General features: G+C 39.4%; 18 protein-coding genes and 1 tRNA gene. 9 read left to right on the top strand and 10 right to left on the bottom strand.

Annotated features, from left to right (window positions below):
- Positions 1 to 27 precede the first annotated feature (27 nt).
- Positions 28 to 1,218 carry a GAF domain-containing sensor histidine kinase gene (locus QE382_RS07710; protein ID WP_307185360.1) on the top strand — a complete coding sequence of 397 codons (1,191 nt, stop codon included), beginning with the start codon at positions 28 to 30 and terminating at the stop codon, positions 1,216 to 1,218.
- 87 nt (positions 1,219 to 1,305) lie between these two features.
- Here QE382_RS07710 and QE382_RS07705 read toward each other — a convergent pair whose 3' ends face one another.
- Entirely contained in the window at positions 1,306 to 2,337 is a 1,032-nt protein-coding gene (locus QE382_RS07705) for an aldo/keto reductase (protein ID WP_307185359.1), read from the bottom strand.
- A 37-nt stretch (positions 2,338 to 2,374) separates the two neighbouring features.
- Entirely contained in the window at positions 2,375 to 3,127 is a 753-nt protein-coding gene (gene surE / locus QE382_RS07700) for a 5'/3'-nucleotidase SurE (protein WP_307185358.1), read from the bottom strand.
- A gap of 51 nt (positions 3,128 to 3,178) precedes the next feature.
- Here surE and QE382_RS07695 point away from each other — a divergent pair, with 51 nt between their 5' ends.
- On the top strand, positions 3,179 to 4,096 hold the full coding sequence (locus tag QE382_RS07695) for a diacylglycerol/lipid kinase family protein (RefSeq protein WP_307185357.1): 918 nt from the start codon (positions 3,179 to 3,181) through the stop codon (positions 4,094 to 4,096).
- A gap of 104 nt (positions 4,097 to 4,200) precedes the next feature.
- Complete coding sequence (locus tag QE382_RS07690; RefSeq protein WP_307185356.1) at positions 4,201 to 4,416, top strand: hypothetical protein; 216 nt, start codon at positions 4,201 to 4,203, stop codon at positions 4,414 to 4,416.
- 82 nt (positions 4,417 to 4,498) lie between these two features.
- Here the strand turns inward: QE382_RS07690 and QE382_RS07685 are convergent, their stop codons facing one another.
- Positions 4,499 to 6,517, bottom strand: coding sequence for a transporter-like protein (locus tag QE382_RS07685; protein WP_307185355.1), 2,019 nt, complete (start codon positions 6,515 to 6,517; stop codon positions 4,499 to 4,501).
- Positions 6,518 to 6,712: 195 nt separating this feature from the next.
- Between QE382_RS07685 and QE382_RS07680 the strand changes: the two genes are divergently transcribed.
- On the top strand, positions 6,713 to 6,916 hold the full coding sequence (locus QE382_RS07680; RefSeq protein ID WP_307185354.1) for a hypothetical protein: 204 nt from the start codon (positions 6,713 to 6,715) through the stop codon (positions 6,914 to 6,916).
- Positions 6,917 to 6,921: 5 nt separating this feature from the next.
- Positions 6,922 to 7,284: a VOC family protein gene (locus tag QE382_RS07675; protein WP_307185353.1), complete on the top strand. Its 363-nt coding sequence runs from the start codon at positions 6,922 to 6,924 to the stop codon at positions 7,282 to 7,284.
- A 135-nt stretch (positions 7,285 to 7,419) separates the two neighbouring features.
- Here the strand turns inward: QE382_RS07675 and QE382_RS07670 are convergent, their stop codons facing one another.
- A complete protein-coding gene (locus QE382_RS07670; RefSeq protein ID WP_307185352.1) occupies positions 7,420 to 7,803 on the bottom strand; it encodes a YidH family protein in 384 nt (127 codons plus the stop codon).
- Positions 7,804 to 8,177: 374 nt separating this feature from the next.
- Between QE382_RS07670 and QE382_RS07665 the strand changes: the two genes are divergently transcribed.
- Positions 8,178 to 9,209 (top strand): fatty acid desaturase, encoded by a 1,032-nt coding sequence (locus tag QE382_RS07665; protein WP_307185351.1) that lies wholly within the window; start codon positions 8,178 to 8,180, stop codon positions 9,207 to 9,209.
- Positions 9,210 to 9,367: 158 nt separating this feature from the next.
- Here QE382_RS07665 and QE382_RS07660 read toward each other — a convergent pair whose 3' ends face one another.
- The 4 genes from QE382_RS07660 to QE382_RS07645 form a co-directional block, all read right to left on the bottom strand.
- A complete protein-coding gene (locus tag QE382_RS07660) occupies positions 9,368 to 10,102 on the bottom strand; it encodes an SDR family NAD(P)-dependent oxidoreductase (RefSeq protein WP_307185350.1) in 735 nt (244 codons plus the stop codon).
- Between the two features lie 237 nt (positions 10,103 to 10,339).
- Positions 10,340 to 13,153 carry a PAS domain S-box protein gene (locus QE382_RS07655; protein WP_307185349.1) on the bottom strand — a complete coding sequence of 938 codons (2,814 nt, stop codon included), beginning with the start codon at positions 13,151 to 13,153 and terminating at the stop codon, positions 10,340 to 10,342.
- A 361-nt stretch (positions 13,154 to 13,514) separates the two neighbouring features.
- A complete protein-coding gene (locus tag QE382_RS07650; RefSeq protein ID WP_307185348.1) occupies positions 13,515 to 14,351 on the bottom strand; it encodes an anti-sigma factor in 837 nt (278 codons plus the stop codon).
- A 2-nt stretch (positions 14,352 to 14,353) separates the two neighbouring features.
- Positions 14,354 to 14,920 (bottom strand): RNA polymerase sigma factor, encoded by a 567-nt coding sequence (locus QE382_RS07645; protein WP_307185347.1) that lies wholly within the window; start codon positions 14,918 to 14,920, stop codon positions 14,354 to 14,356.
- A gap of 386 nt (positions 14,921 to 15,306) precedes the next feature.
- On the opposite strand from QE382_RS07645, the gene QE382_RS07640 reads away from it, so the two are divergent.
- Positions 15,307 to 15,388 (top strand) — tRNA-Leu (locus QE382_RS07640).
- Positions 15,389 to 15,450: 62 nt separating this feature from the next.
- On the opposite strand, the gene QE382_RS07635 is transcribed toward QE382_RS07640, so the two are convergent.
- Both QE382_RS07635 and QE382_RS07630 read right to left on the bottom strand, forming a co-directional pair.
- Positions 15,451 to 15,834 carry a hypothetical protein gene (locus QE382_RS07635; protein WP_293889506.1) on the bottom strand — a complete coding sequence of 128 codons (384 nt, stop codon included), beginning with the start codon at positions 15,832 to 15,834 and terminating at the stop codon, positions 15,451 to 15,453.
- A 94-nt stretch (positions 15,835 to 15,928) separates the two neighbouring features.
- Positions 15,929 to 16,897 carry an ROK family protein gene (locus QE382_RS07630; protein WP_307185346.1) on the bottom strand — a complete coding sequence of 323 codons (969 nt, stop codon included), beginning with the start codon at positions 16,895 to 16,897 and terminating at the stop codon, positions 15,929 to 15,931.
- Between the two features lie 411 nt (positions 16,898 to 17,308).
- Here QE382_RS07630 and QE382_RS07625 point away from each other — a divergent pair, with 411 nt between their 5' ends.
- Together QE382_RS07625 and QE382_RS07620 are read left to right on the top strand one after the other, a co-directional pair.
- Positions 17,309 to 19,348, top strand: a complete 2,040-nt coding sequence (locus tag QE382_RS07625; protein ID WP_307185345.1) for a M13 family metallopeptidase — start codon at positions 17,309 to 17,311, stop codon at positions 19,346 to 19,348.
- A gap of 183 nt (positions 19,349 to 19,531) precedes the next feature.
- Positions 19,532 to 21,343: a glycoside hydrolase family 2 protein gene (locus tag QE382_RS07620; RefSeq protein ID WP_307185344.1), complete on the top strand. Its 1,812-nt coding sequence runs from the start codon at positions 19,532 to 19,534 to the stop codon at positions 21,341 to 21,343.
- Positions 21,344 to 21,351: the final 8 nt, after the last annotated feature.

Below are 21,351 nucleotides of genomic sequence, written 5' to 3'. Positions count from 1 at the left end.
TTCACGTAGCTAACAACGCAAAAAAAAATGACCATCCCAAATCAAATAAATAAACCGTACAGCACATCCAATAAAAGCGACTTCAATACCTGTCAACGAATTCTGGAGGAACTTTGTAGTCAGACCAAAATGAGATATGGGTTGATACGTAAGAAAGATGGACTAAAATGGGGAAATTGGTGCGTTTATGATTATCAGTCTCAACAAATAGTTGATAAAAATAGTGACACTTATGTTAAAATATATCAGGAAATCAGAACAGGTTTTTCCCCTATTTACATTGATGATAGCGCACAATGTACTGTTGATCAATGGGCTCACGTGCTGCAGGAATTCGGCTTAAAAAGTTATATCTCTTATCCAATAATTAACAAGAATGACGCTATTGTGGGGCACATGAGTTTTATGCATGCGGAACCTGTACATTTGGACCGAAACAAGTTGGAAACGCTTCTCCCAATTTGCAGTGATTTAATTGCACTAGACTTTAACACGATATTCGGCTTAAATAACGCGAGAAGTGCATTAAAACAGGAGCTTAGTTACACTAAAAACAGAGAACTCATTTTAACAGCCCTGGCCCACGATCTAAATAACCCTGTCAGTATCGTAAAGGTGATATCACAATACTTGGTGGGAAGTGTAAAAGATGATAACCAAAAACGCTTAATAAAGAAAATAGAAGAAGCGTCTTTTCGGATGAAAGGGATGATCGATGATATATTGGATTTTAGTAGTATTCGTCTTGAAAATAAACCCTCAATAATTAATGAATGTTTCCGAATAGATACGGTAATTAGACAAATCCTATCAGAATATGAGTTTTTGCATCATCAAAAGTTAATTGCCAACATCGATCTTCCGACTGAGATACGCTGTGATCAACATAAGATGGGACGAGCCGTTGCAAATTTAGTCGGAAATGCAATAAAGCATGGGGATCCTAATAAAAACATAGAAATCAACGCATGCATTGATGATGGGCAATTTATTTTTAGCGTTACGAATGACCTCATATTCCCACAGCACATGTCGGATTTATCAAACTTGTTCGAACCGTTTACAAGAGGAGCCAATAGCAAAGGTTTGGGATTAGGATTATTTATTGCACGTGAAATAGCAAAACTTCACAAAGGGACCATAACCGTTCACTTAGACAACAGTAAAATTACTTTCAAACTGCTTATCCCGGCAGATTTCACGAGGTCTATTCCATGACATATATTTAAGCTGATCTAAAATAATGCCCAATTCACATCGGTTCAAAGAGGGTGTGCCAATCACACCCTAAATCTTGTCAAGTAATCACATGTTTGGTACTGGACAGTTTTGTTCAATAAGTTTCTCATGTTTTAGCTCGCTCCAAAAGTCGGTGGGGATCTTAGCGTTAAAAGAATTTGCATTTTCTACCGCCTGCTCAGCAGTATGTGCACCCGGTATCACCCCAGATACTTCTTCAGGAGCGGCCGAAAATTGCAATGCTGCTGTGCGAAGATCGACGTTGTGATTTTTTGCGACCTGATGCAATGCATTTAGTTTTTCCTTTACACCCGCAGGGAAATTTCCATCGTAGAGATAACGGTCTTTCCCAGCTAAAAATCCAGCACATAATGGCGCTCCCACAACAATTGAAACACCTCTTTCAGCGACTTTAGGAAAAACTTCATTCAGCCCTTCCTCGTGTTTTATCAGCGAATACTGACAGGCTGAAAGAAAAACATCTGGGTCTGCAACGTCCAATGTCTGTAAAATCGGTTCTACGGTATTAACTCCCAGCCCCCAGCCTTTAATAAGCCCTTCTTCTCTCATCCTAGTCAATTCAGGCATCGCACCGTTAGCAGCTTGCTCAAAATAATAAGCATAGCTGTCTTTCATATCTCCATTGTCTGGTGAAAGGTCATGAATAAATACCATATCTATCGAAGACAGTCCTAAGCGTTGTAAACTGTCTTCTAAGCTCCTTCTTACACCTGATGCAGTATAATCATAACGGTACCCAAAATTTAATTTCCCCTTCCACAGCAACTGGTCCATGTTAAAATCCTCTTGAGGTAACATGAGTCTACCCACTTTTGTTGACAAAGTGAAACTTTCCCTAGGTTGATCTTTTAAAAATAAGCCCATTCGACGTTCGCTTATACCTAAACCGTACCATGGGGAAGTGTCAAAGAGTCGTATTCCAGCCTTCCACGCCGCTTCTACTGTCTTCAAACATTCATAATCAGTATGGTGCTGAAATCCATTACCTAAAGCTACGCCTCCCAATCCTGCCTTATCAACTGGACGAAATCTTTCCTTCTGCATTAAATTTTCTGTTGCATTCATATCTTTTTCCATTAATGTTTAATTTTCCCGTTCGATTAGCTCCATTGAATTAACTTTGCTCGTGTTTCACTCTTTCCGCAAGTTCATCATGCGCAGTAAGATCAAGACGTAAAGGTGTAATGGACACTAAATTGTGTTCTACTGCCCAGCGATCTGTGCCTTTATCAGCAGGTTCTAAAGGTATGACAGTGATCCAATAGTTTTCCCTTCCCATAGGATCTTCTCCAGCGACAACCCTACCATCATACAACCTTACTGATTGCCTTGTCCATGCTATGCCCTGAGGTTGGGCTGGGAAATTCACATTGTACAGAGCGGGTTCTTTGTTTTCAAAGGGTTCTTTATTTTCAATTAATATTTTTAGCACATCCCTTGTCCATTCAGATAAGCCATCAAAATCCGGTTCAGTCTTTCCGACAGGGGTGCTCAACGCAATACCCGTAATGCCAAGAAGAGTGGCCTGCTTTGCAGCAGCTAGTGTACCCGAATGCCACATGGAATTACCAAGATTTGGTCCCATATTGATACCGGAAAGTACAACCTGCGTATCAGGAAACATATGTAAACCCAATGCTACGCAATCTGCCGGAGTTCCATTGACCCTAAAAGCTTCAATATCTTCGAAAGTAATAGGGGCACGCCGGTAACTTAGCGGCCGGGAATGCGTAATCGCATGTCCCATTGAAGACTGTTCCACATCGGGTGCCACAATTTTTACCGTGCCAAACTGTTTCGCTATTCTTGCCAGTGCTGCGATACCAGGCGAATAAATGCCATCGTCGTTAGTAATAAGTATATTCATAGTTGTTCATTTGTTTAAAAACCAATCTCAGCCATGCTTTGTTCAATTGTTATGAAAGAACATGGCAAAAACATAAGATTAGTACATAACCCTACCGCTGGGGATGATACGAATGGGGACAAAGATGAACTATGTCAATTGATTGAAAATCTTGGACACAATTGTACAGTAGTCGCAAAACAGCATGCTGTCAAGAAGATCGATCCGCAGACTGATATTATTGCCTTGGCCGGCGGTGATGGCACGATCAGAACTGCAGTTTTAGCGCTATTGGAAAAAAAACTAAAATTTAAAAGACCAATCGCCATACTGCCACAAGGAACTGCAAACAATATTGCTATCTCTCTTGGCATTCCTCTTGACTGTGAAAAAGCCATTGGTCTTTGGAACGACTGTAAACTTAAAAAATTCGATGTAGGAATGATTTTGGGATTAGCAGAAAAGCCACTCCATTTTATAGAATCTATCGGTTTCGGCGTATTCCCTTTATTGATGGAAAAAATGGACAAAAAGAGTTTAGATGAAGATCTTAGTGCAGAAGAAGAAATAAAAATTGCACTCCAGCAATTACGCGAACTGGTCCAAACGTTTCCGGCCAAAACACTGAAAATAAAGGTAGGAGAAAGTCACTTTGAAACAGCATGTATTCTCGCCGAAGTTATGAATATTCCAAGCATGGGGCCTCGACTAATCTTATCTTCCAATGCTGATCCGGGCGACGGACAATTCGACATCATCATTGTAACTGAAAAGCAACGGCAGGAACTTATAGACTATATTGACGGGCTATTGAATGGATCCAATGTAGCATTGAAAATAAAACCCATCCGAGCTAGTCAGTTGACCATGGAATGGGAAGGCAAAAAAATACACATCGATGATGAATGCAGGAGTTACAGCGGCCAGCAAATAAAAATTTCCTTGCTTGAAAACCTTATTGAAATTGTTGCTGGCGAAAGTAAGCTATAGTTTGCGCCAACGATAACGCTACGAACGCTGTTCCCTACTAAAAAACAACATGTCAAATGCATAGATTGAAAAATAAATCTCGTACGGCAAGCATAGTTATTTTTATGATGATAACGTCCTCTGAGGAAGATTCAAAGAAGTCAAACAATGCGTTGTCCGAAGATCATAAAGATGATACTTCCAAACGTATAAAGCGTCCTAATACCGATTTATCAGGTATTAAAGACGATCGTACCCATAATAAGGATGCAGAACAGGCCGCGCAGAGAAAAAAAGACGACGAAGACACACCCGATCTTTCCGGTGACATCAATGTTTAGAAGGAAATCAGCCTGTTATCCTTGTATTGGCAGGGATTGATTAAGGGTTGCTGGCCTTCATTAGAATTTAACTTTTTAGAACTTAACTTTTTCGAGGTGGGAAGAAGAACAGCTTTGGATTTATCTTAAAATAGATCCAAACGGCTCGCCCCATTTTAATCAATTCTCCCGAGGATAAGTTACGCGAACGAAAAGCTAAAATCAACGATAGGGAGAAACTAACCATAAAGTTGAAAAAACCTATCAATCCAATCCCCAAGATCCCCCAAAACCAGATCTTGGCAGGCAACTCCATACCGTTCCCAAATAAGCCCAATGCTAAATTCCCGCTCGCAAATGTGATGTGCCTAATATCCAGATTTAAACCTAAAAAAAGTCCGACGGGAGCTGTAGTTCCCATAAAAATTCCAAACCAAACGTTAGATACGATACCTGCCCATTTTTTCTCATAGAACAAAGCTATTTTGTTTGTCTGCCGCTGTCCAAATACTTTTTTCAACATCGGATGCTCCTGAATGCGATAATAAACTGAATTATGCTTGTCTCTATTTGAGATACTTCCGGCAATAATTCCCGAAAGAAATAAAAAAACTCCTGCGATTGATGCGTGAAAAACTAAAGGTGTTTTCACCGGGTTAAGGTCGTTAACAAGATGTGACCACTGCGCACTCGCAATATTAACGTGAGACAGCTGCTGAATCAACCACACAAGAAAAAGACTCATCGGAAAAGCCATCACAACATTACCAACAAAAGCAATGAACTGAGACCGAAATAATCTTCCAAATAATTCAGCAAACATCCAATAACGATGTCTGTTATTTCCAGCTCCGGAAGCTCCCTGCTCAATTGCATTGACCAATGCAGATGCTGTCATGGCGGGCTGTTTGGTTGCTAAAGTTGCACCAAAAAGATAAATTAACGTGAAACCTATCGCATAATTCAGGCTATATAAAAATGCGTGACCAAATTCACTGGTGTGTATCTTCCCCAACAATAACTTGAAGATACACATTACGCCTACAATGAGGCCACCACCGCAGGCCGATCGGAACATTTTCCAATATTCTTTTTCACTTGAGGTAATATAGTGTTCACCCGTCTGTGCGGTATGATGTGTAATCTCGTAAGCCAGAAGTTGTGTACTCTGTCCAACTAATTTGCGAATGTTGCTTTTCCCGGAATTGTATCCAAGGAGTGTTACTGCCAGTTTGATTGTCTTTTGCTTCTTTTCATCCGAATGATCAATCACCAAAAAATATAGAATTTCTCGGATCCTTTCTAATTGTTGCCGCATGCGCAGAAGCGATTGATTCACTTTGATAGAAATTCCAAAACGATGTGAATTGTCGAATGCTGTTTCGATATACGCCTCGCATTGTCTATGTAATACCAAAATCTGCTTATAAGATAGATCGTTGGATGGGATAAACTTAACATTGGATTGCAAAAGACGATCATTCAATTCGGTAAATTCCCGCATGATTGCAATAAATGGACTATCAAAATTTTGAAACTCCGGTACCATCTTATTTACATCTGTTTCCATAGCACGGCCTGTAATACGTTGGACCAGCAATTCCAGTCCATACAATATTTCAATCATTCCAAAGCCAGTTTCATCGTCATAAATCGTTTGAAATCCACATAAACAAAACAGCTTATCAACCTGATCCTGGGGAATCATTGCGATCCATTCGGCATCGCTAGATTTATAAAAAACTTGATTTAAAAGATATTGTAAAGTAGACTTCGGCGGCTGAAATGGTAGATACCGTTCTGTAATCCTTTTTTTCAGTTCGTAAAAAAAATCTGCATAACTAATGATGCCCGTATCAGAAATCAGCTGATCAAAATCCTTGGCAACTAGGATTCTTTTAAGATAAAGCTGAAAGGATTGAAGTTCTTCAGGTGATGCTTCAAAATAGGCTAGTAAAAATTGAATGTCGGCCTGATAATATAAATTGACATGCTTTGGACGGACGACGTCCACCAGTGAAACCAAAAAATCAACATCTATATAAGCTGGGTCTGCTATTTGAGTATTAAAACGTTCAAATAAACGTTTTACCTGCGACTCGCTATCCTTTTCCTTTTCCATATATAATAAAATCCCCTTTCTAGATACCAAGTTGGGATACATTTTGTTTTTCAAAAGCAAAAGAGATATGCTTTACATCGTGTCAAAGAGCCACTAGAATGAATGATCTCTATCATTTTTCAGTCCTTCGCATTTTCATAATTTTACAGCTAAGGAATTATAAATCAAAAAGTAAACGGTAACAAAAAGACAAAAATGAACAAAAACGATAAATTGAAACCCGCAAAATTATGTTATGAACATATCGGCGGTAAACTCGGTCAGCTCTTGCTCGAAGCTTTAATAACGAAGGGTTGGTTGGCTAAAAAAGATCCCACAAGTAAAAACTTCTATATCACTGAACTTGGAGAATCGCAATTGAAAGCATTTGGAATAGACTTATCACAAATTAAATCCTAATTACCATGAACCTATTATTGGATTACGATAATTTCTTTATACCGGTCGATGACCTGGATAAAGCCAAGATATTTTATCGAGACCAACTTGGACTCGAAACTAAATTTGACTTTCCGGCAAAAGGGATGACTGCGTTTAAAGTGGGCGACAATGAACCAGCGATCATACTGAGTTCGGCACAACAGGCAAAACCAAGTATTTGGTTTACCGTTGCAGATGTTAAGGCAACCTATGAATCTTTAAAGCAAAAGGGGATCGTATTTTTAAGCGAGCCATTTGATATCATGACAGGTCTAGCCGTGGAATTTAATGATCCTTTCGGAAATAAGCTTGGAATAACCGATTATTCCAAATCAAATAAAATTTGATTTGGATACCGACTGGGCTTTTAAGACGCTGCGGAAGACCTATTTGCAAACAGATTGATATAAATAGGAGTCGGTTTTTTATTTTATCAAGTTAGGTCGTTTCATTGATTGAAAAAATGCAAAACTTTATGCGCCCTAAAGACCGTCAATAAGATACCAACTCAGAATAAGACCGATGACAAAAATCAATACGGCTACAATTGTGATACTATTCGAAGTTTGAACGAAGTTCTCCTCCTCGATTTGCTTATTTGTCTTACGGTATTTAAAGAAAGCAACGATAACCGTCAATGCACCAATAACCACAATAGAAACGCCCACAACGCCAGAATATTCATGCTGGGAGCCGACAACGACATCTTTCTTTAAAATGAGCTCTATCTGACGAATAAATAATGAAAATTTAACGACTACAAATCCAAAACCCATAATCCCTAAGCTGGTTCGTATCCAAGCGAGAAAAGTCCGTTCATTAGCAAGATGGTCATTCACCTTCTGCGGTATACTGTTATTAGACATTTAAATAAATTTTGTGGTTTTTCCCTTTATAAACGTTGCATAACTTTAAAAAGTTTGCATAATATTTTAAAGTGTCAATCTTTAAAATTGCTATCCGACGTCTTTCCTACAATGTAAGCGTTTTGCGAATAGCCAAACGATAAGGTTGCCGACAGTTTAAAGCAGACGCTTTCAATGTTCCCAAAGGAGGACATCTGTTTGTATCCCATACGTTGACGCTTCAATTTATCAGATCTCTAGTCAAAAATACCGATGCAATCGTACAGCACTACGCCAAAATACATCTTAAGGATATGTTAAACTTTTAAGATTAACACTTTTTAACCATGTAATATAGTAACTTTAACAAAAATTAGAATTTACATCAACCACAAATGCCCTTTTTAGACCACGTTCTGCAAGTTCCTACCTACGGATGGAAAGACGCCGATGGAAACCTCGTAAAGCCAACCAAAAGAGAAATAGTCAAAGAATTCTTCAAACGTCTCAATATTTTTAAGGATAAACGAAATTGGCTGCCCTTTTTTAGCTGGTTAAAGGTAGCCTGCCTAATTCCCTTTTTTATACTCTTTTTGGTATATCACTTCAGTTGGTGGACAGTATTGGCAGCCTTCCTCTATAGTATGATTGTTATGGGAACCCATGGCACGATATGGCATCATCGATTTGCCACACATGGTGCATTTAAATTCCGTAACGGTTTCTGGCGCTTCGTCACACAAAATCTGACCATCAATGTCATTCCCGAAGAAATTTATGTGATTTCGCATCATGTGCATCATGCCAAATCGGATAAACCCGGTGATCCTTACAATGCGCAAGCGGGTTTTCTATACTGTTTCTTAGCCGATGTAAATCATCAGCCTATTGCTAAGGACCTGACGGAAAATTCATATAACCGGGTAAAATTACTTATGCGACACACAGGTGTTACAGCCAATAGCTATGCACAATATAAAAAGTGGGGATCATATGTCAATCCCTCGCACGCGGTTTGGTCGTGGATCCTTAATTGGGCCTTTTGGTATGCCATATTCTATCTGATTGGTGGTCATGCCCTTGCTTGCACACTCTTTGGCGCAGCAGGCTTCTGGGCTGTCGGCGTCCGAACCTTCAACTATGAAGGTCATGCAAAAGGCGAAGACAAACAACGGGAAGGCGTCGATTTTAATGAGAAGGATAAATCCATAAATCAATTATGGCCTGGCATTGTAGCAGGTGAATGGCACAATAACCATCATTTATACCCCAAGAGTGCACGTAGTGGTTTCAAACCATACCAAATTGACCTTGCGTGGTGTTATATCAAAATAATGCATAAGCTAGGAGCAGTTAGTAGCTATAGGGATGACAAGAAAAGATTTGATGAGCAATACCGACTCCCCTACTTACAATCAAAAGAATAATATTCACATTTGGTGGTAACCGCATTCACAGCGATTATGTCGCCTACGAGATTATGCCGATCGTAACTGATACTCGCTGTGAATTGCTTATTTTTTATCCCCTGCTAGCTATTCGGTGCTATACAGAAGCTTATAGACGCGGAACAATTTATACACAATTATTTTTCTAAGTAATAAAGATCCGAAAACATTTTTGACAATTTCTCAGGATCTTCTCTCCATGCGGCATACATACCTTGCCCCATATCATCCGGAACGATATCTAGTTTTCCGGCGGAGACATAGTCCAATATTTTCACCGCTGTAGTATCTGGATCTGGCATCTCCCAATCGCTTCCTTTGTTCATATCAGTATCAATAGCCCCAGGGTTCACGGCATAAACGGTTACACCATCTTTAGCCAATTCGATACGGACGGATAGTGTAGCCGAATAGAGCGCTGCTTTTGAGGCCGCATAGCCAGCAATTGAGGGTAACGGAGAATATGCCGTAATGGAAACGATATTGATCATAGTAGACGGTCTATTCTTAACAAGAATTGGGGCAAATGCACGCATCATTTTTATTGTCCCAAAATAATTCACCGCTAAATCGTGTTCCATCCCCAAAAGTTCACCTTGTAGCATGTTCCCTGGATTTAAGGTTCCGGCATTATTGATCAGAATTTCTGTATCGAGAGCTACATTTGCAATCTGCGCTATTTGTTCATCGTCCGTAATGTCTAGTTGTAAAGGTACTATTCGATCATCAGCGAGTAACGGCATCGATTTCAAATTTCTACAGGTGGCATAGATCTTTGTTGCTCCATGATTAAGCAGTGCACTCACCAGTGATTTACCTATTCCTCTATTGGCTCCTGTAACCAAGATGGTTTTATCTTTAAAAACTTGCATAGTGTTATAGTTATTAGTTCCCACAAAACTATATTAAAAGAGAACCTTAAAAAATCCGAAACTTGCGATAATTGCAGTGCTCTTGATTCATGGAAGATAATAAATTGGATCGTTGAAAATTAATAGCCATTATTGATATTTCATCCTGGTTAAAGACTACGTGAAGTACAAAAGCAGCTATAGATTAACACAACATGCAAAGACAGTCAATAGTGCTAAACACACAGTTAGTTAATACTAGACAATAAACTTTTTTACTAACGCTGCATAAAGGGCTTGCTGCGTAACAGGTTTGACTAACCAACAACTTATGGCAAGAGGCTGAGAAAGCTGCACTATGTCGCGCTCGTCAGCACTAAAAACAGGAATAATATGCTGTTCAAAATTGTTATCGTATTGTCTGTCACGAATATGTTGTATAGTTTCAATACCACTCATTATGGGCAATTGGTTATCAATCAAAATAGCATCAAAATAGCGTCCCCCTTTCAACATTTGTACTACTTCAAATCCAGTTTTTGCCTGGGTCACATTAATATTTTTCAAAGACAGCATCCGAGCCAAAGCATTTCGTTCGGACTCTTCTTCAGCAACAACGAGCACGTCCTTTATTTTCCCCAATCCTTCCCAATCATCTGTTTCCCAAATAGCAGGTACTTGGAGATTGAAGAAGAATCGGCTTCCTACCTCGAAAATGCTTTCCACTTTCAATTCACTGTCCATCATATGAAGCAATTTATTCGATATGGTCAGTCCCAAACCAGTCCCTCCATACCGTTTAGTCATCGAGTTATCTTCTTGTGAAAAAGCTTCAAATATCTTTTCTAATTTTTCTTTTTTGATACCTATACCTGTATCTTTTACGCTGAAACACAACACAGCTTGGTCAGGACCTTCTGATACGACTGAGATGCTGAGTTCAATAGTGCCCTTCTCCGTAAATTTAGTCGCGTTACTCAGCAAGTTCATCAATACTTGCTTGATGCGCAGTGCATCAACCCAGATGTATTTTGGCACATTGGGTGCGATATTCAAATAAAACTCCAGTCTTTTGGCTTTGAGCTGTATATTAAGAAAGTTTGTCAATTGAATAACTAATTCATAAAGATCGGTCTGTTCGACATCCAGTTCCAATTTGCCTGCTTCAATTTTAGAAAAGTCGAGGATATCAGTAACAATTCCCAGCAATATATTGGCAGATTGATCCACGATAGTGAGGTACTCCCTTTGCGTATCCTCAAGTGCGGTTCCGAGCAATAAATCGGTAAAGCCAACAATTCCGTTTAGAGGCGTGCGAAGTTCATGGCTCATGTTCGTCAAAAATTGCGTTTTTGCTACACTTGCCTGCTCTGCCACTATTTTAGCCTTTTCAAGCTCCTCACGCTGATAGACAATTCTACTGATATCTGTTGCGATAGCAAGGTAACCAATGACATCTTCGTTTATATCCCGTATATGAGTAACTGCTAACGCAACATGTAATCTACTTCCATCTTTTCGACAATAGGTCCACTCTCGTTGTTCTGCGCCATGTAAGTCAGCAATATCCGAAAAAATACCATTTTCATCCACTGCGTACCCCAATTCTACCTCCATTTCTTTAGCCCGCAAAACGAGTTCCTCTTTTAAATGAAAATGTGCTAGGCCTAATCTACCAATGACTTCCTCACTGCTGTATCCCAAAAGGTTTTCGGCACCGGTATTAAATAATGTAATTACGCCATTTTTATCAGTTGCTATAATGGCGACTGCGGAGGTAGCATCCAACACTTCTGTAAGCATTTTTTTGGAATGCGAAGATTCTGCTTCTATGCGTTTACGTTTGTCAATATCTTGAAAAGTACCAAATAAACGAACACATTGCCCATTTTCAAAATCAGCATTTCCCAACGCACGTATCCAAAGGCCATGCCCCGTGAATGTGACAATTTCGAGTTCCAAATCCCAAGGCTCTCCTGTGGTGAGTGCATGTTCAATTGCAAGGCTTATTTTATCCCTAGATTCCCCTTCTTTATAAAAGTTCAGTGCAGTTGTTAAGTTCGGTTCATACGCGTCAGGTACTTCATGAATTTCTCTGGTAATTTCCGACCATACAATCTTCCCGTCAGTAGGTGTATATTCCCAACCACCAATCCTGGCTACCCTTCCAGTGCGCATCAAAGTTGCCTGTGCATGTTTAAGTTTCTTTTCCAGAAAATGCTGCTCAGTAATATCCACGGCATTTCCAATCACATACGGGACTTTGTTTGTACTGTTTTGTAGAATATTATTAAACATCCAAACACGCGTCTCGCCCGAACGTGTGATGGTACGCATTTCCCCTTTGATGATTTCTCGTTGTACAATTGCGTATAGGTAATCTTGTAAATTTTGATGTCCCTCCGGGGGAACAATATCAAAAAGTGATCGTGACTGAATCTCCTCTTTTGTATAGCCCAGAATTCTGGCCCCCGCATCATTCACAGTCATGAAATTACCATTCAGATCGTGTGTACACATCAGTCCTTGAGAGTTTTCGAAAAATGCTTTCAGCGTCTGTTCACTTTCCTTATACTTCTCTTTTTCTTTTCTATTGACGATAAGTGTGACGACTTCATCTCGCAGAAGTCTTAAAATTTCCTTTTGATATTGATCGAGCTGCCTAGGAACACGATCGATAACACAGAGTGCGCCTAATGCATACCCATTGGGATCAATTAGTGGTAAGCCTGCGTAAAAACGAATATTTGGTTCTAAAGTGACCAATTCATTGGATTTGAAACGCTCGTCTTTTTCGGCATCTTCCACCTCCATTAACTGATCTTCGTAAAGTGTGTACTGGCAAAACGAAACTTCTCTTTTTGTTTCTTCAGTATCTAAGCCTACGCGCGATTTAAACCACTGCTTATCTTTATCAACAAATGAAATTAGAGAAATAGGCGTACCACATACTAACGATGCAATTTTAGTGATGCGGTCGAACTCTTCTTCTGTTGCTGTATTTAGAATTTCGTATTCGTGCAAAACACGTATCCGATCTGATTCATTTCCTGGAGATAATTTAGCATTCATTCAAAAGCCCGGATTGGTTATCAATTATTTTATCTACGTATTTATAGGTCCTCAGGTATAGCTTGGTTCAATCATCCCTTTTCCCCGCCTACATAGATTTTAAGTTAACTTACTGTGCTCTATAAAACAAGGCAGATCAAAAGAGGAAATAGCATAGTAAATATAGACATGAACAGCTCTACTTTAAAAAAGTTTTTATTTAAAAAAAACTAAAACTCCCTTCTGCAATGAACTTATCAAAATTTATCAACTGGGATTTTAGTAACGCTGTGTCCACCAAAGTGTGCATTCAATCAGAAAAGCCCGGATTTTTGGAAGCAATAATAGTGGAGTGGTCAATCAGTCATTGCTCAGCTTATTCTTAGATATTACCCATCACATATAAAGCACTGAGCGTGGGCACGTCTTTTCCACCTTCATCCTCCAGTGTAATAGCAAAAGCCTGGGCATTTGGAATGTCCAGCATCTTACTTGCGATATCTGCCTTTACATCGAGTGGGAAAACTCCTGCACTAACGGGCTTACCATCAACCATTGCCCACAACTGATATTGCTTTCCTTTGGGTGCCGGAGGGAGATGATCAATGCTCAGATAGACTGTCTTTGATGACTGATCCCAAAATACCAAGGCCCGATAATCCACTTTATTCTCTACTCCCTTAAGAGGGATTGTCTTAATCGTAGGATTTTCAACAAGTGCCCATTTATCTTGCAATATCGCAAGCTGGTCTTGTTGGGCATCAAATAAGATCGCTGTCTGATTCAATTTATTGACTGACTCTTGTTTAAGTTGATATAAGAATATATTTGTACCAATACTAGCAGCGAGCAATACGCTTGCTGCAATGGCCCAAGTGTAAGATCGTTTGACAAATACTTTCCTATCGGCATTCATAACAACCACTTCATGAGGGTCGGCCAAGGCATCTGCTTCTGGTTCGCTAACTTCCTCAACATCGCTTGGTACTAGATTTTCTGCAATGAGCTTATTCCAGATATTTTGTTTCAACTGCATAGGCATTTCAATCGCTTGGTTATCGGCCAGCGCTTCGAGTGCTACCTCTGCGTCTGCAATGGCCTGCTCCACTTCGATATTATTTTTTCGAATACAGTTTAAGATACTGACTTCCTCTTCGGATGCGAGCCCCAAAACGTACGATTCAATAATCCCCGATGATATGTATGCTTTAATGTCCAAAATTAACGATACTCTTTTAGTAGTTGTTGTAACTGTATAAATGCTGCTCTGGTACGGGTTTTTACCGTACCAAGCGGAACATCAAGTTGTTCAGCAATCTCTTGTTGTGTATAACCTTCATAGTAAGCCATTTCAATCAAGATACGCCATTCAGGCTTTAATTTATCTAAAATAGTACTAAAACCAATAAAATCTGATTTTATATGTAGCCCACCCTGACTTTGATCCTGTTCTTCTTCCCTATTTACGATATTTGAAAGTGGTTGGTTTTTCTGCTCGTTAATAATCGCTTTTGATTTTCGATGATCGAGTGCGGTATTACGAGCGATGTTAATCATCCAGGTATAAAGACGGCCTTTCGACTCATCAAAGACATCGATATACCGCCAAATTTTGACGAAGACGTCTTGTATTACTTCTTCTGCATGCTCAGTTGATATAACGATACGACAAACCACCCCAAAGAGTGCATCGGCATAGTGATCATAAAGATAACTAAAAGCCTGTTGATTCTTCTTTTTTAATAAAAGAATTAATGTCTCTTCAGAAAGATTGTGTAATGGACTCAAATTTTATGCTTATAATAGACTAAAGATGAACATTAAAAATCGAAAAAAAAAAGAGCTAAAATAAAATAAGTTAAAGTCCCTGTTAAACAAGTATAAATACGTATCATACTGGTTCGGAGAACAAATGCTTGCGCAAAGGACTTTATAACAACTATAATTTTTTAAACATTGCTTATCTAATAAGATTTTCATCAATCAGTACGTATTTTAATGGAGAAATGGCCTGAAAAGGTTACTTGAAAACTCGATGATAAAAAAAATAAGCATTATGGTGAAAAATATTGTGTTCATAAACAGGATGATCCGTATTTAAAGCACAGATTATCTCTTCCATACTTGCAATATCATACTTTCGTTTCTATATTTGTCCCATAAGAAATCCTAATGCGGAAGTGGCGTAATTGGTAGCCGCACCAGACTTAGGATCTGGCGCCGCGAGGCGTGGGGGTTCGAGTCCCTTCTTCCGCACAAAAAAATCCCGAACGTAACGCTCGGGATTTTTTCTTAGAATGCCCTCTTCGCTCCGTCAATTAGGCAGACCATTCGAATGGTTTGGTACAAGGATCGCATTCAAATTTTAAGACCTTCCCTAAACTTTTGGCTTTTTTACCTTTTTTTACGAATACATAAGCCAAATCCACATATTCTTCTACTTCCATCCCACTTTCATCTCGGCCTTTCACGATAACAGAATAATATTTTCCGTCCGAATATTTCTTATAAAAAACTTCATTTACCGAAATCTTTTTGGGAATTTGATTGTCGCAGCAGCTGCACCACAAAATAATAACAGGCTCTTTCTTTAGGTAAACAACAGCGGCTTCAGCCTGCTTCTGTGTTAAGGCCTGCAATTGGTCTGCTTTCGAAAATAAAGCTGCGCATAGCAACAGGGAAAGAAATACGATCTTTTTCATATAATTTGTGAGTTTAAAACAATCCATCCGCAAAGACTATGCCTTTAGCCAGTATAAAGATAATTGTAGTCTATGGCGCAAGTGAAAGGAATGCTTATTTTTCCCAAACCAATGCACTGGCCCCTAGAATTGCTGCATCGGCTTCTTCCAATTCACTGAAGACAAGTTTCACTTTATTCCTAAACAAAGGAAAAAGATTTCTTTCCATATGCAATTTAGCCGGCTTCAATATAAAATCTCCGGCTTTAATGACACCGCCAAATAAAAGAATGGCTTCAGGAGATGAAAACATAACGAAATTAGCCAAGGCCTCACCAAGCTTCTGCCCTGTATATCGGAATACTTCGATAGCTATTGCGTCACCCTTCAACGCGCATTCATGGACGGTTTTGGAATTTATAGCATCTTCAGGATATTGATTTAACATCGATTCGGGAAACTCAGCCCGCATTTTCTTTGCCGTAATGGTTATTCCCGTAGCAGAAGCATAAGCTTCTAAACTCCCCTCAGAACCTGTGCTCCAATGTTTTCTCCCCCCGGGTTTCACGATCGTGTGACCTAACTCCCCCGCAAATCCGTCATGCCCATAAATAAGCTTTCCTCCAGCCACAATACCGCTTCCGACACCCGTCCCCAAGGTGATCATAATAAAATCTTTCATTCCTCGAGCTGCACCAAAAAGCATCTCACCATAAGCCGCCGCATTGGCATCGTTAGTGATGGTACAAGGAATACTAAACTTGGTAGTCATTAAATCGCTGAAATGAATGACGCCTTTCCACGGAAGATTGGGCGCATGATCTATTGTTCCAGTATAATAATTTGCATCTGGGGCGCCAACTCCAATTCCATCGAAACTGTCTTTGCCACCAAAATTTCCAATTAAAGGAAGTGCTTTTTCATACAGCGCATCAATAAACTCTTCTACAGTCTCATAATCATCTGTTTTTATGCTTCCCTTTTCAAGCACCTCACCGCGATGATTGACCACGCCAAACTTCGTATTGGTCCCCCCAATATCTATTCCCAACGCCACGCGTCTTGATAAATTTATTAACGACATTTCTATTTATGTTTCTTAATTTTAAAATTACTAAAATATAATATTTTATGAGCAGTCGACAAAATCTTCTCGCCAACTAATTTTAATCTGCCATCCTTTTGTTGTGAGACAAATCCGTTCAGCGGTGAATGTGCCAAACATCGCTTCGCTATCGTTTGGCATTAAAAAAAACTGCTTTTCGTTGCCTTATGTTTTGTAAAATTAGCGATAATGATCAAATTTACTTGCTGCTGAATTAGAATTTACCGTCATTTGTGTCGTCGATTTTTTAGCTTAAAAAATCGCAGCTCATTATTAATGATAGGATTGATACAGCTTGCATTAATCGAAGCAAATAATATACCCGATTTTATTCGTATTTTGTGCGTATCTCCAGATTGAATTATTGAAATCATACAACGTTAAAAAACAATGAAAAAACTAACATTTGCCCTAATTTTCTTGGCTGGAATCTACACTCAGCATGCGGAAGCGCAAACAGGAGATACAAATTCCGACAAAGGTCTTGATTTGAGCTTAATGGACAAATCCGTACGTCCACAAGATGACTTTTACAATTATGTGAGCGGGACCTGGATGAAAACTGCTAAAATCCCTTCCGACAAACCCACTTGGGGAAGCTTCAATAAATTGGCAGAAGATACGGATAACAATTCAATGAAAATTCTCAACTCTTTATTAAAAGATAAATTTCCGGAAGGCAGTGAGGGCCAAAAAATACAAGATTTGTATGCTTCCTATATGAACTTGCAGAAAAGAAATGCCGAAGGTATTAAGCCTATTCAGGCGAATTTAAGCAAAATCGACGCCATCAAAAACGTAAAAGATCTTCAGAATTATTTAATATCGGTAACAAAAGAAGGTGAAAACAACTTTTATGGTTGGGGCGTGTACGCTGACTTGAAAGATTCTAAAATGAATGCGGTCTATTTAGGCGATGCGACTTTAGGATTAGGAAGAGATTATTATCAAAAAGAGAATGAAAAAAATACAGAAGCTATTGCAGAATACCAAAAATATGTAGCTTCAATGTTAAAAGAATTGGGCTATAAAAATAGTGATGCTGCCGCAAAAGGCATCGTTGACTACGAAAAAAGTATTGCAAAAACCTACTTGACCAATGAACAGAGCCGAGATAATACGCTGCAGTACAACCCGCAGACTATGGATGAACTAAAAGCATTGGTTAAAAATGTCAATCTACCTGAGTACCTTAAAAAAGTAGGTGTCAACACCGAAAAAGTAATTATTGGAGAGTTAGGTTATTACAAAAACTTCGACAAGTTGGTCAATGCTCAAAACCTTCCTATCATCAAGGATTACTTAAAATTCCATATGATCAATGGCAGTGCTTCTTATTTAAGTGAAAAATTAGGCGATATGCGCTTTGCTTTCTATGGCAAATATTTAAGAGGTCAACAAGAACAACGCGCATTAAATAAAAGAGGATTTGAACTGATCAATTCTACATTGGGCGAGGCTTTTGGAAAACTTTATGTGGATAAATATTTTCCAGCAGAAGCTAAAGCGCAAATGGTCGAATTAATCGACTACCTAAAGAAAAGCTTTGCTGTCCATATCAACGATTTGACTTGGATGTCTTCCGTCACAAAAGGCAAAGCGCTTGACAAACTCAACAAATTTACCGTAAAAGTCGCCTATCCGGACAAGTGGAAAGATTATTCTAAATTAAACATTCTATCCGAAAACAAAGGTGGTAATCTGTATACTAACCTTCAACATATTACCACTTGGCGATATGAAAAGGATCTGGCTAAAATTGGAAAAGCGGTTGATAAATCAGAATGGGGCATGACTCCGCAAACAGTAAACGCCTACTACAATCCGGTGAACAATGAGATTGTGTTTCCAGCCGCTATTCTGCAACCTCCATTTTTCAACGCACAAGCTGATGCGGCGGTCAATTTCGGCGGTATAGGCGCTGTGATTGGCCATGAAATGAGCCATGGATTTGACGATTCGGGAGCGCAATTTGATGCGGACGGAAACTTGGTAGACTGGTGGACACCTGAAGATAAAGCAAATTTCGAAAAAGCAACAAAAACACTGGCTGCCCAATACGATAAATATGAACCTGTAAAAGGTACGTTCGTTAACGGAACCTTTACAAACGGCGAAAATATTGCAGATTTAGGCGGGGTCAACATCGCCTATGATGCCCTTCAAATGTATTTAAAAGATAAGGGAAATCCAGGCGAAATAAGTGGATATACGCAAGATCAGCGATTTTTCCTCAGTTGGGCAACTGTATGGAGAACCCTATCCAGTGAAAAATATATGATCAACCAAGTTAAGACTGATCCACACTCCCCTGGATATTTCAGAAGTTTTGCTCCATTGATCAATGTGGATGCTTTTTACAAAGCATTTGACATTAAACAGGGCGACAAACTCTACAAGTCTCCAGAAGAACGTATCAAAATCTGGTAATAAGCAGTATACAGGAGCTGCCCAAAAAGGCAGCTCCTATCGTTTTGTCTAATCCAACAGCTATTTCTTTTTTGAACCAACCTACCCCTATATCGAAAGCCCCACTAGTAACATTTCTTTGATAATGTACTAAATCATTTTAGTATACTTATATTCACTATAGAATTACCAATTAAGTATACCATGATAAAAACCCAAACCTCAATTTTTGCGCTAGTACTATCGTTTTTCAGTTGGATGAATGCTTTGGCACAATATCCCCAACTTTCTACCCCATGGACCGAAACAGCCCATAAAACACAGATTCCACTTTCCGAATATCCCCGTCCTCAAATGGAAAGGAACGACTGGCTATGTCTAAATGGTAAATGGGATTATATCGGAGGTAAGGATGCTCCAAATGCGCTGAACCCTGTGATGCCGATTTCTTTTGATAAGAGTCAGGAAAGTATTCTTGTCCCCTATTGCCCAGAATCCTATTTATCGGGAATACAGCGCAAGCAAGAAATCAACCTTTGGTACCACAGGAATTTCGAACTACCTAAACATTGGAAAGAGAAAGATATTATCCTTCACTTTGGTGCAGTGGATCACGATGCGACCGTATTTGTAAATGGAAAAAAGGCAGGTAATCATTCAGGTGGTTACGATTCCTTTTGGATCAATATCACTGAGTTTCTAAAGCCTGGCACCAATAATATTGTCGTAGCTGCCCACGATAAGAATGACGGTAAATACCCTTCGGGCAAAAATGGACCTCGCGGTGACTATACTTTTTCCTCTGGAATATGGCAAACGGTATGGATTGAACCAGTAAATAAATGCCATATACAGGGGATCAAATTGTTGCCTAAAGTAGCCGAAAGTCAGCTAAGACTACAGGTCAATACTTCCCAAAAGTCAAAAGTTACAGCCATCGTTTCGGTAGGCGGGAAAGAAATCTCAAAAACGGTACTACAAGCCGGTATTCCGTCTAGTATTCCGATAGATAATCCTCAACTTTGGTCTCCTGACTCGCCCTTTTTATACGATTTAAAATTAAGTATCCACGGCAAGAATGGAGAAATTGTCGATGAAGTTAAGAGCTATTTTGGCATGCGTGATATTAAACTTGGTCAGGTAAACGGAATTGTAAGGCCTTTATTGAATAACAAATTTGTTATGCAGCTTGGTTTGCTAGATCAAGGATACTGGCCTGACGGAATTTTAACAGCTCCTACCGAAGAGGCCCTAAAATATGATATCGAATTCACAAAAAAAGCTGGGTATAATCTCATACGTAAGCATATGAAAACTGAGCCTCAGCGGTTCTATTACTGGGCAGATAAAATGGGGCTGCTCGTGTGGCAGGATATGCCCTGCCTCTGGTATCCGGAAGAAGATACAACGATTTATCGAAAAGCTTTCCGTGATGAATACAAAGCCATCATTGACGACCACTACAATTCGCCATCCATCATTGCTTGGGTGCCGTTTAACGAGAATTGGGGTGCCTTCGATGTACGCAATATTACAGCGTGGACCAAACAATACGACCCTTCTCGATTAGTAAACGGGAACTCCGGATTTAATAACAATCCGTCCTATCAAAAAGCGTATGGAGACCCCGGAAATGGTGATTTTGTGGATACGCATATCTATGTTGGTCCTCAAGGTGCTTCACAACCTGACGGCAAAAGAGCAGCCTCGCTTGGTGAATTTGGTGGTGTAGGTCTATTTGTCCGCGGTCATATGTGGCCTGTCGAAAATAATGCCTATGCCTACGAACCCACGATCGGTGCACTTACCGACCGCTATATATTCCTCATGGATAATGTCGAGCAATTGCTCCGATACAAAGGTCTTAGTGTCGCAATTTATACGCAAACGACCGACGTCGAACACGAAGTCAATGGACTGTTGACTTACGACCGTAAGATACAAAAAATGGATCTCGAAAAAATTAAAGTAGCAAACAAAGCCGTGATTAACGCTGGAAATGAATTGAATGAATAGGTTTAAAA

The organism is Sphingobacterium zeae, assembly GCF_030818895.1.
Taxonomy (GTDB): Bacteria; Bacteroidota; Bacteroidia; order Sphingobacteriales; family Sphingobacteriaceae; genus Sphingobacterium; species Sphingobacterium zeae.
This window is presented reverse-complemented; position numbering and strand designations above follow the sequence as displayed.

Bases quoted from the DNA above. Each gene is read 5' to 3' on its own strand.
- QE382_RS07710 (WP_307185360.1), top strand. From the start codon at position 28: ATGACCATCCCAAATCAAATAAATAAACCGTACAGCACATCCAATAAA.
- QE382_RS07685 (WP_307185355.1), bottom strand. From the start codon at position 6,517: ATGGAAAAGGAAAAGGATAGCGAGTCGCAGGTAAAACGTTTATTTGAA.
- QE382_RS07690 (WP_307185356.1), top strand. From the start codon at position 4,201: ATGATGATAACGTCCTCTGAGGAAGATTCAAAGAAGTCAAACAATGCG.
- surE (WP_307185358.1), bottom strand. From the start codon at position 3,127: ATGAATATACTTATTACTAACGACGATGGCATTTATTCGCCTGGTATC.
- QE382_RS07660 (WP_307185350.1), bottom strand. From the start codon at position 10,102: ATGCAAGTTTTTAAAGATAAAACCATCTTGGTTACAGGAGCCAATAGA.
- QE382_RS07670 (WP_307185352.1), bottom strand. From the start codon at position 7,803: ATGTCTAATAACAGTATACCGCAGAAGGTGAATGACCATCTTGCTAAT.
- QE382_RS07635 (WP_293889506.1), bottom strand. From the start codon at position 15,834: ATGAAAAAGATCGTATTTCTTTCCCTGTTGCTATGCGCAGCTTTATTT.
- QE382_RS07630 (WP_307185346.1), bottom strand. From the start codon at position 16,897: ATGTCGTTAATAAATTTATCAAGACGCGTGGCGTTGGGAATAGATATT.
- QE382_RS07705 (WP_307185359.1), bottom strand. From the start codon at position 2,337: ATGGAAAAAGATATGAATGCAACAGAAAATTTAATGCAGAAGGAAAGA.
- QE382_RS07655 (WP_307185349.1), bottom strand. From the start codon at position 13,153: ATGAATGCTAAATTATCTCCAGGAAATGAATCAGATCGGATACGTGTT.
- QE382_RS07695 (WP_307185357.1), top strand. From the start codon at position 3,179: ATGAAAGAACATGGCAAAAACATAAGATTAGTACATAACCCTACCGCT.
- QE382_RS07680 (WP_307185354.1), top strand. From the start codon at position 6,713: ATGAACAAAAACGATAAATTGAAACCCGCAAAATTATGTTATGAACAT.
- QE382_RS07620 (WP_307185344.1), top strand. From the start codon at position 19,532: ATGATAAAAACCCAAACCTCAATTTTTGCGCTAGTACTATCGTTTTTC.
- QE382_RS07665 (WP_307185351.1), top strand. From the start codon at position 8,178: ATGCCCTTTTTAGACCACGTTCTGCAAGTTCCTACCTACGGATGGAAA.
- QE382_RS07675 (WP_307185353.1), top strand. From the start codon at position 6,922: ATGAACCTATTATTGGATTACGATAATTTCTTTATACCGGTCGATGAC.
- QE382_RS07625 (WP_307185345.1), top strand. From the start codon at position 17,309: ATGAAAAAACTAACATTTGCCCTAATTTTCTTGGCTGGAATCTACACT.